The 15,349-nt window shown below is 72.6% G+C and carries 14 protein-coding genes; 8 read left to right on the top strand and 6 right to left on the bottom strand.

What is annotated here, in order from left to right; genetic code table 11:
• Positions 1-244 precede the first annotated feature (244 nt).
• Positions 245-1,627: a S28 family serine protease gene (locus tag AB0C28_RS18430; protein ID WP_358075870.1), complete on the top strand. Its 1,383-nt coding sequence runs from the start codon at positions 245-247 to the stop codon at positions 1,625-1,627.
• Positions 1,628-1,690: 63 nt separating this feature from the next.
• Here the strand turns inward: AB0C28_RS18430 and AB0C28_RS18435 are convergent, their stop codons facing one another.
• Together AB0C28_RS18435 and AB0C28_RS18440 are read right to left on the bottom strand one after the other, a co-directional pair.
• Positions 1,691-2,782 carry a Gfo/Idh/MocA family oxidoreductase gene (locus AB0C28_RS18435; RefSeq protein ID WP_358075873.1) on the bottom strand — a complete coding sequence of 364 codons (1,092 nt, stop codon included), beginning with the start codon at positions 2,780-2,782 and terminating at the stop codon, positions 1,691-1,693.
• 10 nt (positions 2,783-2,792) lie between these two features.
• Positions 2,793-3,542: a ThuA domain-containing protein gene (locus AB0C28_RS18440; RefSeq protein WP_357855764.1), complete on the bottom strand. Its 750-nt coding sequence runs from the start codon at positions 3,540-3,542 to the stop codon at positions 2,793-2,795.
• A gap of 228 nt (positions 3,543-3,770) precedes the next feature.
• On the opposite strand from AB0C28_RS18440, the gene AB0C28_RS18445 reads away from it, so the two are divergent.
• Together AB0C28_RS18445 and AB0C28_RS18450 are read left to right on the top strand one after the other, a co-directional pair.
• On the top strand, positions 3,771-4,784 hold the full coding sequence (locus tag AB0C28_RS18445) for a LacI family DNA-binding transcriptional regulator (RefSeq protein WP_358075876.1): 1,014 nt from the start codon (positions 3,771-3,773) through the stop codon (positions 4,782-4,784).
• Between the two features lie 145 nt (positions 4,785-4,929).
• On the top strand, positions 4,930-6,294 hold the full coding sequence (locus AB0C28_RS18450; protein ID WP_357855770.1) for a HAMP domain-containing sensor histidine kinase: 1,365 nt from the start codon (positions 4,930-4,932) through the stop codon (positions 6,292-6,294).
• Between the two features lie 117 nt (positions 6,295-6,411).
• On the opposite strand, the gene AB0C28_RS18455 is transcribed toward AB0C28_RS18450, so the two are convergent.
• Complete coding sequence (locus AB0C28_RS18455; protein WP_357855773.1) at positions 6,412-7,890, bottom strand: hypothetical protein; 1,479 nt, start codon at positions 7,888-7,890, stop codon at positions 6,412-6,414.
• Between the two features lie 304 nt (positions 7,891-8,194).
• Here AB0C28_RS18455 and AB0C28_RS18460 point away from each other — a divergent pair, with 304 nt between their 5' ends.
• Positions 8,195-8,494 (top strand): hypothetical protein, encoded by a 300-nt coding sequence (locus AB0C28_RS18460; protein ID WP_357855776.1) that lies wholly within the window; start codon positions 8,195-8,197, stop codon positions 8,492-8,494.
• 105 nt (positions 8,495-8,599) lie between these two features.
• Here the strand turns inward: AB0C28_RS18460 and AB0C28_RS18465 are convergent, their stop codons facing one another.
• Entirely contained in the window at positions 8,600-9,520 is a 921-nt protein-coding gene (locus tag AB0C28_RS18465; RefSeq protein ID WP_358075879.1) for a hypothetical protein, read from the bottom strand.
• Between the two features lie 97 nt (positions 9,521-9,617).
• Between AB0C28_RS18465 and AB0C28_RS18470 the strand changes: the two genes are divergently transcribed.
• Positions 9,618-10,493, top strand: a complete 876-nt coding sequence (locus tag AB0C28_RS18470; RefSeq protein WP_357855782.1) for an NAD(P)-dependent oxidoreductase — start codon at positions 9,618-9,620, stop codon at positions 10,491-10,493.
• Here the strand turns inward: AB0C28_RS18470 and AB0C28_RS18475 are convergent.
• Positions 10,457-11,458, bottom strand: coding sequence for a MerR family transcriptional regulator (locus AB0C28_RS18475; protein WP_357855784.1), 1,002 nt, complete (start codon positions 11,456-11,458; stop codon positions 10,457-10,459). The genes AB0C28_RS18470 and AB0C28_RS18475 overlap by 37 nt on opposite strands.
• Positions 11,459-11,584: 126 nt before the next feature.
• Between AB0C28_RS18475 and AB0C28_RS18480 the strand changes: the two genes are divergently transcribed.
• Both AB0C28_RS18480 and AB0C28_RS18485 read left to right on the top strand, forming a co-directional pair.
• On the top strand, positions 11,585-11,917 hold the full coding sequence (locus AB0C28_RS18480) for a hypothetical protein (protein ID WP_357855787.1): 333 nt from the start codon (positions 11,585-11,587) through the stop codon (positions 11,915-11,917).
• Positions 11,918-11,954: 37 nt separating this feature from the next.
• Positions 11,955-12,227 carry an antitoxin gene (locus AB0C28_RS18485; protein WP_358075882.1) on the top strand — a complete coding sequence of 91 codons (273 nt, stop codon included), beginning with the start codon at positions 11,955-11,957 and terminating at the stop codon, positions 12,225-12,227.
• A gap of 165 nt (positions 12,228-12,392) precedes the next feature.
• Here AB0C28_RS18485 and AB0C28_RS18490 read toward each other — a convergent pair whose 3' ends face one another.
• Positions 12,393-13,712, bottom strand: coding sequence for an MFS transporter (locus AB0C28_RS18490; RefSeq protein WP_357855794.1), 1,320 nt, complete (start codon positions 13,710-13,712; stop codon positions 12,393-12,395).
• 136 nt (positions 13,713-13,848) lie between these two features.
• Here AB0C28_RS18490 and AB0C28_RS18495 point away from each other — a divergent pair, with 136 nt between their 5' ends.
• Entirely contained in the window at positions 13,849-15,348 is a 1,500-nt protein-coding gene (locus AB0C28_RS18495) for a cobyric acid synthase (protein WP_358075885.1), read from the top strand.
• The last annotated feature ends 1 nt before the right edge of the window (position 15,349 follow it).

Below are 15,349 nucleotides of genomic sequence, written 5' to 3' on the forward strand. Positions count from 1 at the left end.
GCTGAACGGCTCCCTGCGCTGAACGGCTCCCTGCGCTGAACGGCTCCCTGCGCTGAACGGCTCCCTGCGCTGAACGGCTCCCTGCGCTGAACGGCTCCCTGCGCTGAACGGCTTCCTGCGCTGAACGGCCCTCCGCGCTGAACGCGGCGCACGCGCGGGGCGGCAGGAGGCTGTTCGGGTGGGGGATGATCGGTATACGGTCGGGCGGTACTGGTCCTCCTCCCCCTCCAAGGAGCGGCATACCGTGCGATCCCGGTTCCTGGCCGCGCTGGCGGCCGCGATGGCCGTCCTGACGGCCCTCACGCTCAACGCCCCTCCTGCCGCGGCGCAGGACGACCTGCTGGACAGGCTCAAGGCCATCCCAGGGCTCACCGTGGTGTCGGAGACCCAGCCGACCGGCTACCGGTTCTTCGTCATGACCTTCACCCAGCCGGCCGACCACCGCCACCCCGGCAAGGGGACCTTCCAGCAGCGGCTCACCCTGCTGCACCGCTCGGCCGACGCGCCCGTGGTGCTCTACACCGGGGGATACGGGCTGCCCGCCACCCCCACGGCCTCCCGTACCGAGCCGACCCGGCTGCTGGACGGCAACCAGGTCTCCGTCGAGCACCGCTTCTTCAGCCCCTCCCGTCCGTCGCCCGCCGACTGGGACGACCTGACGATCTGGCAGGAGGCGACCGACGAGCACCGGATCGTCCAGGCGCTCAAGACCGTCTACTCCGGCAAATGGATCCAGACCGGAGCCAGCAAGGGCGGCATGACGTCGGTCTACCACCGCCGCTTCTACCCCGCCGACGTGGACGGCGTGGTGGCCTACGTCGCGCCCGACGACCCGGTGAACCAGGCGGACCAGACCTACGACCGCTTCTTCGACCGCGTCGGCACCCCCGCCTGCCGCGCCGCGCTGCGGACCGTGCAGCGCGAGGCGCTCAAGCGCCGCGACCGCATGGTGGCGCTGCTGGAGGCCGACGCCGCGCGTAACGGCTACACGTTCACGAGGACGCTCGGTAGCGCCGACCGCTCGTTCGAGATGACGATCCTCGACACGGCGTGGGCCTTCTGGCAGTACATGTCCGAGGCGGACTGCGCCGCCGTGCCGCCCGCGAGCGCCACGGACGAGGAGCTGTACACCTGGATCGACGCCGTCACCTTCTTCGGCTTCTACACCGACCAGGGCCTGGAGTACTACTGGCCGTACTACTACCAGGCGTCCACCCAGCTCGGCTGGCCCGACCTGAAGTTCGCGCACCTGCGCGGGCTGACCCGCCACCGCGGCCTCTACCACCCCAACTCGGTGCTGCCCGCCGAGCTGCGCTCCCGGCACGACCCGCGCCCGATGCTCGACGTGGACCACTGGGTGCGCACCCGGTCGGAGCGCATGCTCTTCGTCTACGGGCAGAACGACCCGTGGAGCGCGGAGCGGTTCACCCCGAGCCGGCGTGACTCCTACCTCTACGTCGCGCCCGGCTCCAACCACGGGGCGAGCATCGCGCGGCTGACCGAGGCGGACCGGCAGGCGGCCACCGCCACGCTGCTGCGCTGGGCGGACGTGCCGCAGGCGCGGCGGCTGCCGGAGGCGGCCAGCCTGCCCGACGACGACATGCTCATCGACCGCCGCACCCACTGACCGCCGCACCTACTGACCGCTCCCTGCGCGCCCGCCTCGTTTTGGCAGGCGCGCGGGCGGCGGTCAGCCCGTCCCGGCGGGTGCGCGGGCCGGCGCGGCCGTTCCCCAGGACACCAGCCGCTCGCGAACCTCCCGCCGGACGGGCAACGCCAGCGCGTCGCGGTACGCACGTTCCAGCAGGTCCGCGAGCTCGACCCGGGCGCCGCCCGACTCGGCCGAGCGGACCGCCGCCTCGACCATCGCCAGGCTGCCCAGGTTGCGGGCGATGGACCCGGACGGCTCCACCCCGCTCCGCAGCGCCGCGACGAACTCCGCCAGCGCCCCCGCGATCTCCTCGCCGGCGCCGGGCGGCACGTCGGCGGCGCCGTCCAGGCTGGAGGTGACCCGGTCCACGCCGTCCCACGTCGCGCTCCCGCCGGCGCCGACCGCGCGCCACTCGCCGTTCCACGACGTCTCCAGCCCGTCCGCGCACCAGCTTCCGCTGTAGACGTAGCGGGCACCGCCGTCGAAGCGGAACGTCGCCGTCGCGGAGGCGTCCCCTCGATACCAGCTCCATGACGGGTTCCAGCTCTCGCACACGACCGAGACCGGCTCCGTCCCGAGCAGGTAGCGGGCCGCGTCGAAGGCGTGGATGGCCATGTCCACCAGCAGCGGCTGCGGCATCTCGGCGCGGAAGCCGCCGAACCTCGGGGCGCGGTAGAAGCCGGTGGTGAGCAGGCCGGGAGGCCCGAGCGCGGCGATCCGCTCCCGGTAGGCGGCCAGCGCGGCGTAGTAGCGGCGCGACTGGCTGATCATCAGCAGCCGCCCGGACGCCTGCGCGGCCGCGGCCTGCACGAGCGCCTCGGCCAGCGTCGGCGCGGCCGGCTTCTCGCACAGGACGGGGACGCCGGCGAACAGCGCCTCGACGCTGACCTCGGTGTGGGCCTCGGGGACGGTGACGTTCACGACGGCGTCCGGCCGGGTGGCCGCCAGCAGGGTGCCGAGCGAGGCGCCCACCTCGGCGCCGCCGCCGACCGAGCGCACGGCCTGCTCCGCCCGCGCCACGTCGAGGTCCGCGACCCCGACCACCTCGACGTCGGGGGAGGCGGCCAGCGTACGCAGCCAGGCCAGCCCCATCGCGCCCGCCCCGACCTGGACGACGCGGAGCCCGCTCACTGGGCCCGCTTCACGGGGCCGTGCTGGGGAAGAAGTCGCCGGTGTCGTGACGCCGCACCGCGGGTAGCTCGCGCCTGGACCGGTCGCCGGCCGCCCACTCGACGCCGTTCGCGATGACCTGGAGCACGTCCGGATGGTGGTAAACGGGAAAGTCCTGGTCGCCGGGGCTGAAGTAGAAGATCCTGCCGTTGCCGCGGCTGAAGGTGCAGCCGCTGCGGAACACCTCGCCGCCGGTGAACGAGCTGATGAAGACGAGCTCGTCGGGCACGGGAATGTCGAACTGCTCGCCGTACATCTCCTGGGCGGGGATCACGATGGGGTGGGGAATGCCGCGCGCGATGGGATGGGTGGGAGCGACCGTCCAGACCAGCTCGCGGTCATTCTCGCTGCGCCAGCGCAGCGAGCACGTGGTGCCCATGAGCCTGGTGAAGATCTTCGAAAAGTGGCCCGAGTGCAGCACCAGCAGCCCCATGCCCGACAGCACGTGCCGGTGCACCCGATCCACCACCTCGTCGGCCACCTCGCCGTGCGCGGCGTGCCCCCACCAGGTGAGCACGTCGGTGCCGGCCAGCACCTCCTCGGTCAGGCCGTGCTCGGGCTCGTCGAGCGTGGCTGTGCCCACGGTGGCCCGCCCGTCCAGGCGGGCCTCGATGCCGCGCCGGATCGCGTTGTGCATGCCGTCCGGATAGATCTCGGCGACCTTCGGCTCGACCTGCTCGTGCCGGTTCTCACCCCACACCGTGACGTGAATGGCTCCCACGACAGTCCTTTCCTCGGCGTTCGATCAGCGGGTTCGGCGATTTCGGTACGGAGCCACGCGCGGCCGGTCGGCGTTGATTTATCAAAGCGCTTTACCATGCTCACTTGTGCAGTATGTTGCGCCGTTCTGTTGGTGATGTCAATAACAAGTCAAGCGTTTATGGAAGCCCCCGGGGCGATATAGTCGCCAGTGCTTCGCACGCCCGCGCCTGATGGGGAGGCGGCCTCGATGGTCACGATGCGCGACGTCGCCGAGCGGGCCAACGTCTCGATCGCCACGGTCTCGTTCGTCGTCAACGGCAGCAAACGGGTCTCCCCTGAGACGCGCGCCCGCATCGAGGCGGCCATCCAGGAGCTCAACTACCGGCGCAACGTCGTCGCCCGCGCCCTGGCCAGCTCGCGCACACGCATCCTCGCCCTGCTCCACCCCGATCTGGAGTCCCGGCCCAACGCCACGGTGATCCAGTTCGTCATGGGGGCGGCCCACGGGGCGCGCGAGCGCGGCTACGACCTGGTGCTGTGGCCGGTCAACGACGACGAGCAGATGTCCCACCTGCTGGCCGGCGGGCTCGTGGACGGCGTGCTGCTCATGGAGGTGCGGATCCGCGACCCTCGGGTCGAGCGGCTGCTGGCGTCGGGGGTGCCGTTCGCGCTGATCGGCCGTACCGAGAAGGACGACCTGCCGTACGTCGACATCGACTTCGCCACCACGATCGAGCGGGCGGTCGCGCACCTGCGCTCCTTCGGCCACGAGCGCATCGCGCTGGTCACGCAGCGCACGAAGGCGCAGGCCGGCCACGAGCCAGGCCGGATCACGCGGGTCGAGTCCGCCTACCTCGACGCCATCGCGCCGCTCGGGGCCCCGCCCGCCATCGTCGCGGTGGAGGGCACGTCCGCCGGGGGCCGTGAGGCCGCGAGCGTGCTCGGCGCGGACTTCCCCGACTCGACGGCCGTGATCCTGGTCAACGAGGGCGCCTCGGCGGGGCTGGTCAAGGGGTCGCGGGCGCTCGGGCGGCGCGTCCCCGAGGACCTGTCCATCATCTCGGCGGCCACCACGCGCGAGCTGGGCGAGATGATCGAGCCGGCCCTGACCGTCATGGCGGCGCCTGCCCCCGAGCTGGGGCGCCTGGCCGCCGACGCCCTGATCGACCAGCTCGAAGGCGTCCAGGACGCGCCGCCGCACGTCCTGATCCCGTGCGCCCTGGAGCCGGGCCAGTCGGTCGGCCCCGCGCCCGCGGGCTGAGTCGCGGACAGAGCGGGTGCTCACCGCCCGGGGTCCTGCGGCGACTATGTACCGTTATGGGTGCTGAAACGGATTTGTCGGGGAATCTCCCGAGGTTAGCGGCGAAGGCGACGACTGTGTTCTGCTGACCCTCGGGGGAGACTGCGTGAGCACACGGTTGGGCCGCTCGCTGCGGACACGGCTGGCGATGTTCGCCGGCATAGCGATGCTGCTGCTGTACATCGTCGTCAGCGCGTCCGTCTTGTACGGCATCCGCAATGAGGCCTCGGCCGCCAGGGCGCACGACATCAGGGGCAAGACCATCACGGTGCTGCTCATGATCAAGCGTGGCAACCTGCCTCAGGTGCTGGACCCGGCTGGACTCGACGGCCTCCAGGTACTCAACCCGCAGGGCGAGCCGGTCGCCTGGACCCCCAACCTGGCCGGCCAGCCCCGGGTGACCGCCGAGATCCCCCACCTGCGCCAGACCAACGACTACGCCGTGCTGTGCGACCTGCCCGCCTTCGACCACCAGTGCCAGATCGCGGTGGTGCTGATCGCGTACCAGCCGGACGGGGAGTGGAAGATCTACGGCTTCGGCCCGGCCGTCCCCTGGTACGTGAGCCCGCAGGTGCTCATGTTCCAGATCGGCCTGGCGGTGGCGCTGGTCGCGCTGACCTGGTTCGGCGTCTCGCGCGTCGTGGCCCAGACGCTCGCGCCCGTCGGCGACATCACCAGGAAGCTCGCCGAGATCAGCGCGGGCGGCGGCGGCATGCGTGTGCCCGTGCCGGAGTCCGACGACGAGATCAAGGCCCTGTCGGAGACCGCGAACGAGATGCTGGGCCGGCTGGAGTCGGCCCTGGAGCAGCAGCGGGTACTGATGGAACGGCAGCGCAGGTTCGCCGCCGACGCCTCGCACGACCTGCGCAGCCCGATCACGGCGATGCGCGCCCAGATCGAGGACGCCCTGCTCCATCCCGACGACACCGACTGGCGGGAGACGGGCGCCGCGGTGCTGGCCAGCCTGGACCGGCTCCAGGCCATCGTGACCGACCTGCTCACGCTGACCAAGCTGGACGCCGGTGCCGCCGACAACCGTGAGCCCCTCGACCTGAGCGAGCTGATCGCCGCCGAGACCGCGAGGCCGCGCCACAAGCAGATCGTCACCACGCTGCAGCCGGGCCTGCGCGTCATGGGCGACCGGCTCCAGCTGGCCCGCCTGCTGACGAACCTGCTCGACAACGCCGAACGGCACGCCGAGTCGAAGATCGTCGTGACCGCCCGGCAGGAAGGCGACGACGCCGTGATCGAGGTGGTCGACGACGGCGCCGGCATCGCGCCGGACCAGCGTGAGATCGTCTTCCAGCGCTTCACCCGCCTCGACGCCTCCCGCAGCCGCGACGCCGGCGGCACGGGGCTCGGGCTGGCCATCGCCCGCGAGATCGCCTCGATCCACCTCGGCACGCTGACCCTGGAGGACTCCGACGTCGGCGCCAGGTTCGTCCTCCGGATCCCGATCTCGGAGGACTGACCGGCCTTCGCGGGTGACCGGGCTTTTTGAAGGTGACCGGTTTTGGCGGCTGAGCGGTCGGGGAGAGCCGGCCGCCTGCTGACGAGGACCCAGCGCTCCCGGCGGGCCGGCCGCCGTTCAACGCAGCTGGTAGGCGTGCCAGCGGCCCGGCATCCCGGCCGCCTCCCAGGGCCGCAGGAACGGCGCGGGCGTCGGGCCTCCCCGGTCCACGGCCACCACCCGCGTGCCCGTGCCCGGCGCCCCGCGCACCTGGGCCGGCGCCTCCTGCGGCCAGCTCAGGACCGGGTAGCCGTGGCAGCCCATCCGGTAGGCGATCATCACCGCGTGCTCGCCGTAGACCAGGCAGGGCGGCCTGACGTCCATGGCCAGCAGGGCGCGGGCCACCCGGACGTCGTCCCCGCGCCTGGCCAGCCCGCCCGTGACGACCTTCTCCAGCGTGATCCCCTGAAGGACGACCTGGGCCACCACACCGGCGGCCACGAGCCCGGCCAGGGCGGGGCGCCGGCCGGGCGACCACACGGCGTGCGCGACGGGCAGGGCCAGCAGCGCGTACGCGGGCAGCAGGAAGCGGGGCGCCGCGTACCCGACGAGGAAGGCGTACGGCACGGCCATGGCCAACCCGCAGCCGGCGGCCAGCACGAACCCCGGCAAGCTGGGCACGCCGCAGGGTACACCGCTGGGCACACGCGGGTCGCTGGGGCGCAGGGTCGCGGCCGGCTGATCGCGGCATGGGACCTCGGCCGGGTGATCGTGGCGCCGGGCCGTGGGTGATCGGTCGTGTCGGCGGGCGGCGTACAGGCCGAGCAGGGCCAGGACGGGAACCGCGATCAACCAGACCAGCCACGGCGTCACGACGGGCCCGCAGTCCGCGGGAGGGCGGCACAGCAGCGGCCCGTCGAGCGCCCTGACGTGATCGAGGAGCGAAACGTGCAGGCCGGTCTCGTTCGCCGCACCGGCCGCGTGCCAGCGCGCCGCCAGGCCGCCGAAGCGCACGTACGCCTCGACGATCCAGTCCGCCCAGCCCACGGCCAGTCCGGCCACGAGGGCGACCCCGGCCCGCCGGCACCTCCATCCGGGCCTGGCCAGGGCGAGCGCGAGCGGGAGCACGAGCCAGACGTTGTCCGGCGGGCGCAGCAGCGCCACGGCCGCCACGCTCAGCGCCAGCCCGGCCGCCGGCCCGAGTCCCGCCTCCGGACGTACGCAGCGCAGGAAGAACCCCGTGGCGGCCACCGCGCCGAAGGCCACCCACAGGTTCGGCATGGCCTCGTTCCCGTAGAACAGCGCGAGCCACGTGGACGCGAACAGCAGGGCGGCGACCGGCACCACGGGGCCGGGACGCACCCGTAGCCAGACGCCGAACGACGCGTACAGCCCCAGAGCGGACAGCACGCACAGATAGACCCGCAGCGCCTCGGTGGACGAGGTGACCAGCACCACGGGGGCGACCAGCAGCGTGATCCCCCTGGCGCGCGGCGCGATGAACTCGGCCGCCGGCACGCGCGGGTCGACCTGGCTGACGTAGACGACCTCGTCCCAGCCCAGGCCCATCCCGGGAGCGACCGCGACGAGCTGGACGACCGCATAGCCCAGCGCCACCAGAACCAGCCACGCCCGCCCTGCCCGCCACGCTGACCACGACTGTGCTCGCCACGCTGACCACGACTGTGCTCGCCACGCCGACCACGGCGCCACCCGGCCGGGCCGCGGCGTCTCATTCGATCCCACCGCCCTGTTCTTAGCCCCGGTCGCCACGCCACGGCGGGCGGAACGGCGAGTGCTGGCGCAACGCATGCCCGTCCATGACGTTCGCGAGGGCCGCCGCCTGCGGGATGACTGACCCGCCGGAGATCGGGAATGCATCTCCCGGACCGGGAATGTGCGACATCGAAGGGAGATCCACATGGACCAGCGGGGATCCGGCGACCGGCATGAGCGCACCACCGCGGGCGGCTCGCCCGCGCACGTCCGCTGCACACCTCCCGCCGCCGCCGCGCTGTTCGAGATCGCCGTCCTGGACACCACGAGCGAGGACGGCAGGCCGCGCTGGCACACGATCGGCTGGGGCGTGGGCAGGGGCGAGGCCGACAGCATCGCGGAGACGTACGTGACCCGTCCGGTGTGCCCCTACGACGAGGCCCAGATCCGCCACAACGGTCACCTGGTGGGCGTGCACCGCAGGCCGGCGGGCCGAACCGGCTAGACCAGCCGACGCCGCCCGGCGGCCAGGCTCAGGGGCCCGGCTCAGCGGCGCGGACCGGTGGTTCCGGTTCAGTGGCGCGGACCGATGGTGCCGGTCGGCGTCGCCTCAGGATGCCTGGGTAGGGGTCCGATCGCGTGGCTCGCCGTCGTTCATGACGCCGTACGCGGTCGCCCGGAACAGGAACGACGCCCACGAGCGGTAGGGCCGCCACGAGTCCGCCAGCCTCCGGTACGCCGACGGCGGGGCGTCCTCCGCCAGCCCGTACGCCTCACGCAGGATCGCGAACAGCCGCGGCTCGTCGCCAGGGAACGCGTCCGGCGCCCCCGCGCCCCTGATCAGGATCAGCCCCGCCGAGAACGGCCCCACTCCGGGCAGCCCACGCAGCTCGGCCAGCGCCTCCTCGGGCGTGAGCGAGCGCAGGTGCTCCGTGGTGAGCAGCCCGTCGAGCGCCGCCCTGGCCAGCCCGCGTACCCACTCCTCCTTCTGCGCGGGCAGCCCGAGACCGCCCGCGTCCAGCAGCGAGACAGGCGGTGGGAAGGCCGCGATCGGCTGCCCGTCCACCTCGACCCGCGCGCCGTACCGCTCCGCGATGCGCTGCTTGATCCGGGACGCGACCAGCATCGACGAGCGCTGCACGATCACCGCCCAGCACGCCGCCTCCCACGGGCTCCAGAAGCACACAGGCCGCAGCCCCGGCCGCAGCCGCTGGAGGTCGCCGAGCACCGGGTCGGCCTCGCCCAGCTTGGCGAATCCGGCGCCGTCCACGTCGAGGGAGAGGATCCGCGCCACCTCGCCCCTGATGCCCGGCCCCGCCGCCCGCGTCGTCGCCACCTCCACCCCGCCTGGCGCCCCCGTCACGCTCACCCCGATCGGCCGCCAGTCCGACTCCGCGCAGTAGGCGAAACGCAGCGCCCGGCCGTCTGAGGGCGGCAGCGCGCTGGTGGCAGGCCAGTCCTCCACGAAGCGCAGGGAGTCGGCGAAGTCGAACGGACCTTCGGCGGTGATCGTGAATCCGTGCGTGGTCATGGGCGTATGGTAGGCGCCGCTCGGGGCTGGGCGGCGATCACCGTCGCCGGCGCCTCGACGGCGGCAGAACAGGTATCGGACTGACAGGAGTACCCACATGCGCATCTTCGTCGCGGGCGGCACCGGCGCCGTCGGCCGGTACCTCGTCCCGGCGCTCGTTGCCGCCGGTCACGAGGTCACCGCGACCAGCCGGACACAGGCGGGGCTGGCCCTGCTGGACAGCCAGGGGGCGTCCGGCGTGCGCCTCGACGTCTACGACGCCGACGCCGTCCAACGGACGGTCGCCGCCGCCGCGCCCGAAGCGATCATCCACCAGCTCACCGCGCTGAGCGACGGCAACCCGGCCGACAACGGCCGCATCCGCAGGATCGGCACCCGCAACCTGGTGGACGCCGCCCGGCACGCCGGCGTGCCGCGCATCGTGGCGCAGTCGATCTCCTGGGTGTACGAGCCCGGCGACGCCCCCGCCACCGAGGCCACCCCTCTGGACGAGCAGGCGCCCGAGCCCAGGGTCGGCATGATCGCCGCGGTGCGCGCGCTCGAAGACGCCGTCTCCGAGCTCGACCGGTACGTCATCCTGCGCTACGGCCTCTTCTACGGCCCCGGCACCTGGTACCGGCCGGGCGGGCCGGTCGCCGACGTGCTGCGCGGAGAAACCGGCGACCCCGCCGCGCGGATGCTCGGCGACCTGGTCGCGAACGACGCGGTGTCGTCCTTCGTCCACGTCGAGGACGCGGCCCTGGCCGCCGTCGCCGCACTCGACTGGCCGTCGGGCCCGGTCAACATCGTGGACGACGAACCCGCGCCCGCCCGCGAGTGGCTGCCGGCGCTCGCCGCCGCCGTGGACGCACCCGCCCCCGCTCCGACGGCGGGGCGGCTGGCCTGGCAACGCGGCGCCGACAACACCTTGGCCCGCTCACGCGGCTGGCGCCCTCGTCATCCCACCTGGCGGACGGGTTTCGGCGCGGGCTGACTCAGCGGGGCGTCCCGGTCGGGCAGGTGGGTGCGTAGTGCTGTGATGAACCAGGTGAGGGCCGGGGCCAGGCTCTCCGGTGGTGGCCAGCCGTTGATCACGGCCAGCAGTTCGGCGTACCGCTCCCTGCGTGGATCCGCGGCCGCCTCCAGCCGGTCCAGCAGGGTCGCGCCGCCGAGTCCCGTCGCGGTGAGCAGCGCCGCCACGTACGGCTCGGCCTCGGCGGAGGCCGGGTCGATGCCGGCGGCGAGCGCGGGCGCGGCCCGATCCCGGACCATGGCCGCCGCATCCGGCCGCACGACGGCGACCTGCGCCCCACCCCGTCCGCGTCCGGCCCGATGATCGGCCCGATGATCGGACAGGTGATCGGCCAGATGTTCGGCCAGGCGGCGGAACGAGGCGCGGAAGGCCGGGTCGCGGGAGAGTTCGGCCAGTTCCACCCACGCCTCCACCTGCTCGGCCTCGGGATCCTCCGGCAACTCGGGCGTCATCGACGTCATGACGCCGGCCAAGGCCGGATCCCCGTCCAGGTCGCCGAAGGTGGCGGCGAGGAAGTCGCCGATCAGGCGGCGCCGCTCGGCCTGCGACAGTCGGGCGAGTTCGTGCATCAGTTCCATCTCCTCAGGGGTGGAGCCGCGCCTGGCCACGGCCGTCAGCACGGCCTGGCGCAGGCGCAGCGTGCGGATCTGGGTCTCCAGGGCCGCCGCGTGCGCGGACGCGACCTCGGCCAGGGAGATCTCCCGGTCCACGACAGCGCGCACGGTGGCCAGGTCGAGCCCGAGGTCGCGCAGCGTTCGTACGAGGTCGAGGCGGGCGAGGGCGGTCGGGTCGTAGCGGCGGTAGCCGGCCGGGCTGCGGCCGGCGGGCGGCACGATGCCCTGATCGGAGTAGAACCGAATGGTCTTGACCGTGAGCCCGGTCCGCCGGGCCAGGTCGCCGATCGAGTAGAGCGTGTCCCCGTCCATGCCCCCACTCTCGCGCCTCCCCTCACTGGAGACTCAAGCGCCCTGGCGAAGATGAGCCGGCGTACTCAGCGGGCCTGGGGACGAATGCTCAGGCCGGCGCGGGCCCGCCCCTGACAGGCTGGGGGAATGAGTTCGCTGAGAGAGTACGTGTCGCGCTACGACCGGTGGCGGCGCGGTCTGGCGATCGCGGGGGCGTACGCGCTGCTCGTCCTGGGGGTCGCCGCCTACGTCGAGATCAGTACCCGGCTGGCGGCGGACAGCCAGGGGCTTGAGGGCATCTACCTCTTCATGGTCACGGCCCCGAGCTCGTGGCTCATCATGTTGCTCCCGGTGGCCGATGTGCTGCCGTCGGAGCTGTATCTCGCGCTGCTCGTGGGGGCCGGCTTGGTGCAGGCGTGGGTGTTGTGGCTGCTCACGCGGGGCCGGCGGGTGGTACATCATCCGCGGCAGCCGGGGTAGGGGGCCGAGAGACAGGACAAAGGAGGGGGATACGGTCATGAGCCGCATAGCGGAGTGGCTGAAGAAAGCCGAGAACCTGGCCCGGGGGCACTCCAAGCAGGCAGACCAGATGCTGGACCGCGCCGAGGAGTACGCGAAGGAACGTACCGGGCACAAGTACGACGACCAGATCAGCAAGGGCGCCGACGCCGTGCAGGAGCGTTACGGCGGGGGCGGCGGCCAGCAGTCCGGTCAGCAGCAGCCCGGTCAGCAGCCGGCGGGCCAGGAGACCCAGGAGGAGCGCGAGCGGCGCACGCCGCCGCAGGGCTGAGCCTCCAACGCGCGTAGAGCCGCGGGACCGCTGACGGCGGGGCGACAGTGCCGGTGGCCACACCACCGACACCGTTCCCGCACGTCAGCAGCGCCCCGACAAGCGCCCCGGTAAGCGTCCCGGCAGGCCTCCGGTCCGCCCGTCCCGGATGAGCGGCCCATCACGTCAGCGGCGCGCGTCCTCCAGGACCTTGTTCGCGTCCCGTTCGAACGACGCCCTGGCCCCGAGCGTGAGCAGCCCGCCCACGACCATGGGGACGATCAGGACGTACATCCCGGACAACAGCGAGCCGAACCGGTCGGAGGCGATGCCGACGACCAGCGAGCCGAACGCGGCCCCCGCCGTGAGCAGCAGTTGCAGGACGGCGAAGCCGAGCCCGCGGGTGCCGGCGGACACCACGTCCGCCAGGCACGCGGTCATGTTGGGGATCGCGATCGACATCAGCGAGCAGGCGAGCAGCACCAGTGCCGTGAGAGCGCCGATCGAGTCCATGGACAGCGCGACGGCGAGGACCACGGAGCCCGCCGTGATGCCGCCGCCACCGGCGAGCAGCCGGCCGCCCTTGCGGGTGCCGTGCCATTTCCGGCCCAGCCACGAGCCGACGAGGGTGCCGGTGAGGGTCCCCGCGACGGTGATGAGGCCGCTGAGCGAGCCGGCCGTGGCCACACCGACGCCGAACGTACGCACCATGAGCGTGGGCAGCCAGTAGAAGACGCCGGCCAGGCCCAGGCTGAGCAGGGCCAGGCCGACGCAGACGAAGATCAGCGTCGGGATCGCCACCACCTGGCGGAACTGGGCCCAGAACGGCGGCTTGGCCTCGGCCGCGGGAGGGTCCGCCGGGGGCGATTCGCCGCTCGCCACCAGCCGGTCGAGCTCGCCGCGGCGCGGCTCGCGCAGGAACCAGACGAGCAGCGCCGTGAGCACGCCGGGCACGACCATGATGAGGAACGCGGCACGCCATCCGAAACTCCCGGCCAGTACGCCGCCGAGCAGGGTGCCGACGCCGCCCAGGTAGGTGGTGACGCGGGTGAGCCCGTACGCCTTGGCCCGGCTGGCGGGCGGGTAGTAGTCGGCCAGCAGGCTGCCCGCGGCCGGGTTGTCGATGTTCTCGGCCGCCGCCAGGAACACCCGCATCAGGTAGAACAGGGCGAAGCCGGTGGCCAGGCCCGAGCCGAGCGTGGCGATGGCCCAGCAGAAGACGACGATCGCGATGATGCGCGTACGGCTGAAGCGGTCGGCCAGATAACCGGCGGGCAGGGCCACGACGGCCGCGGCCAGCGCGGCGGCGGTCGGGATGGAGCCGGCCGCGGTGTCGCTGAAGCCCCATTCCCGCTGGATGAGCGGAAGCACCCCGGACAGGAGGTTGTGCTCGATCCGGTCCACTAGTCCGACGATGAAGAGCACCACGAGGGGCGCCCATCCGAATGGTGCGCGGGATCGCGCGTCGATCAAGCCAGCACGCGGAGAACCGAACGTCCCGACCATGCCCACCCTTTCCAGTAGGGAAAACTAGAATTCTGTTCTAGGGCGATGTTCTAGTCAGAGTGACAGAAGTCACAGCGTTCGTAAATGGGTGATTGCCGCGAAATTTCGTGACTCACTCCTTCGATACGGTGGTCCCATGGTCAAGGGGGCACTACTGGTCGCGGGTACCACGTCCGACGCGGGTAAAAGCGTGGTGACGGCCGGCATCTGCCGCTGGCTGGCCCGCCAGGGCGTCCGGGTCGCGCCCTTCAAGGCGCAGAACATGTCACTCAACTCGTACGTCACCGCCGACGGCGCCGAGATCGGCCGCGCCCAGGCCGCCCAGGCGCGGGCGGCGGGCCTGGAGCCCGTCGCCGACATGAACCCCGTTCTGCTCAAGCCGGGCAGCGACCGCCGCAGCCAGGTCGTGCTCATGGGCCGCCCGGTGGCGGACGTGGACGCCATGGAGTATGGCGCGCTGAAGGACATGCTGCGCACGACGGCCCTGGAGGCCCTGCACCGGCTGCGCGAGCAGTACGACGTGGTGGTGTGCGAGGGCGCGGGCAGCCCGGCGGAGATCAACCTGCGCCGCACGGACATCGCCAACATGGGCCTGGCCAGGGCCGCGGACATGCCCGTGCTCGTGGTCGGCGACATCGACAGAGGAGGCGTGTTCGCCGCCTTCTACGGCACGCTGAGCCTGCTGGACGCCGCCGACCAGGCCCTCGTCTCCGGTTTCGTGGTGAACAAGTTCAGGGGCGCGAAGGAACTGCTGCAACCCGGTCTCGACATGCTCGGGCGGCTGACCGGGCGCGAGGTGTACGGCGTGCTGCCCTGGCTCGAAGGACCCTGGCTGGACGTCGAGGACTCACTGGCCCTCGACGGCCGCCAGGTCGCCGCGCGGCCCCCTTACGGGCGGCAGACCCTGCGGGCGGCGGTCGTGCGGCTGCCCAGGATCTCGAACTTCACCGACGTGGACGCGCTGGCCGCCGAGCCGGGCGTCCTGGTGCGTTTCGTGAGCGATCCGGCCGAACTGGACGACGCCGACCTCGTCGTGCTGCCCGGCTCCCGGGCCACCGTCGACGACCTGGCCTGGCTGCGCGAGCGCGGCCTGGCGGCGGCCCTGCGCGAGCGCGGCGGGCCCGTGCTGGGCATCTGCGGCGGGTTCCAGATGCTCGGCAGGGAGATCGTGGACGAGGTGGAGTCGGGCGCGGGCCGGGTCGCAGGGATGGGCCTGCTGCCGGTACGGATCACGTTCGAGCGGGAGAAGCGGCTGGCCAGACCCGAAGGGGAGGCGTACGGGGAGCCGGTGCGTGCGTACGAGATCCACCACGGGGTGGCCACGGTGGAAGGCGGCGAGCCCTTCCTCGACGGCTGCCACCAGGAGAACGTCTGGGGCACCACCTGGCACGGCGCCCTGGAGAACGACGGCTTCAGGCGCGCGTTCCTGACGGACGTGGCCGCGCGGGCGGGGCGGGACTTCGTCCCGGATCCGGGCACCGACTTCGCCGCGCTGCGCGAGGAGCGGCTCGACGCGCTCGGAGACCTGGTCGAACAGCACCTGGACACCGGCGCCCTGCTCCACCTCATCCAGCACGGTCCGCCACCCGGCCTTCCGCTCCTGCCACCGGGATCCCAGATGGGCGAACCCCGGTGAC

The organism is Nonomuraea sp. NPDC048892 (assembly GCF_040649735.1).
GTDB lineage: Bacteria > Actinomycetota > Actinomycetes > Streptosporangiales > Streptosporangiaceae > Nonomuraea > Nonomuraea maheshkhaliensis.

Excerpts from the sequence above, each read along its gene's own strand:
- AB0C28_RS18445 (WP_358075876.1), top strand. The coding sequence starts at position 3,771 with ATGGTCACGATGCGCGACGTCGCCGAGCGGGCCAACGTCTCGATCGCC.
- AB0C28_RS18460 (WP_357855776.1), top strand. The coding sequence starts at position 8,195 with ATGGACCAGCGGGGATCCGGCGACCGGCATGAGCGCACCACCGCGGGC.
- AB0C28_RS18465 (WP_358075879.1), bottom strand. The coding sequence starts at position 9,520 with ATGACCACGCACGGATTCACGATCACCGCCGAAGGTCCGTTCGACTTC.
- AB0C28_RS18470 (WP_357855782.1), top strand. The coding sequence starts at position 9,618 with ATGCGCATCTTCGTCGCGGGCGGCACCGGCGCCGTCGGCCGGTACCTC.
- AB0C28_RS18475 (WP_357855784.1), bottom strand. The coding sequence starts at position 11,458 with ATGGACGGGGACACGCTCTACTCGATCGGCGACCTGGCCCGGCGGACC.
- AB0C28_RS18480 (WP_357855787.1), top strand. The coding sequence starts at position 11,585 with ATGAGTTCGCTGAGAGAGTACGTGTCGCGCTACGACCGGTGGCGGCGC.
- AB0C28_RS18485 (WP_358075882.1), top strand. The coding sequence starts at position 11,955 with ATGAGCCGCATAGCGGAGTGGCTGAAGAAAGCCGAGAACCTGGCCCGG.
- AB0C28_RS18490 (WP_357855794.1), bottom strand. The coding sequence starts at position 13,712 with ATGGTCGGGACGTTCGGTTCTCCGCGTGCTGGCTTGATCGACGCGCGA.
- AB0C28_RS18495 (WP_358075885.1), top strand. The coding sequence starts at position 13,849 with ATGGTCAAGGGGGCACTACTGGTCGCGGGTACCACGTCCGACGCGGGT.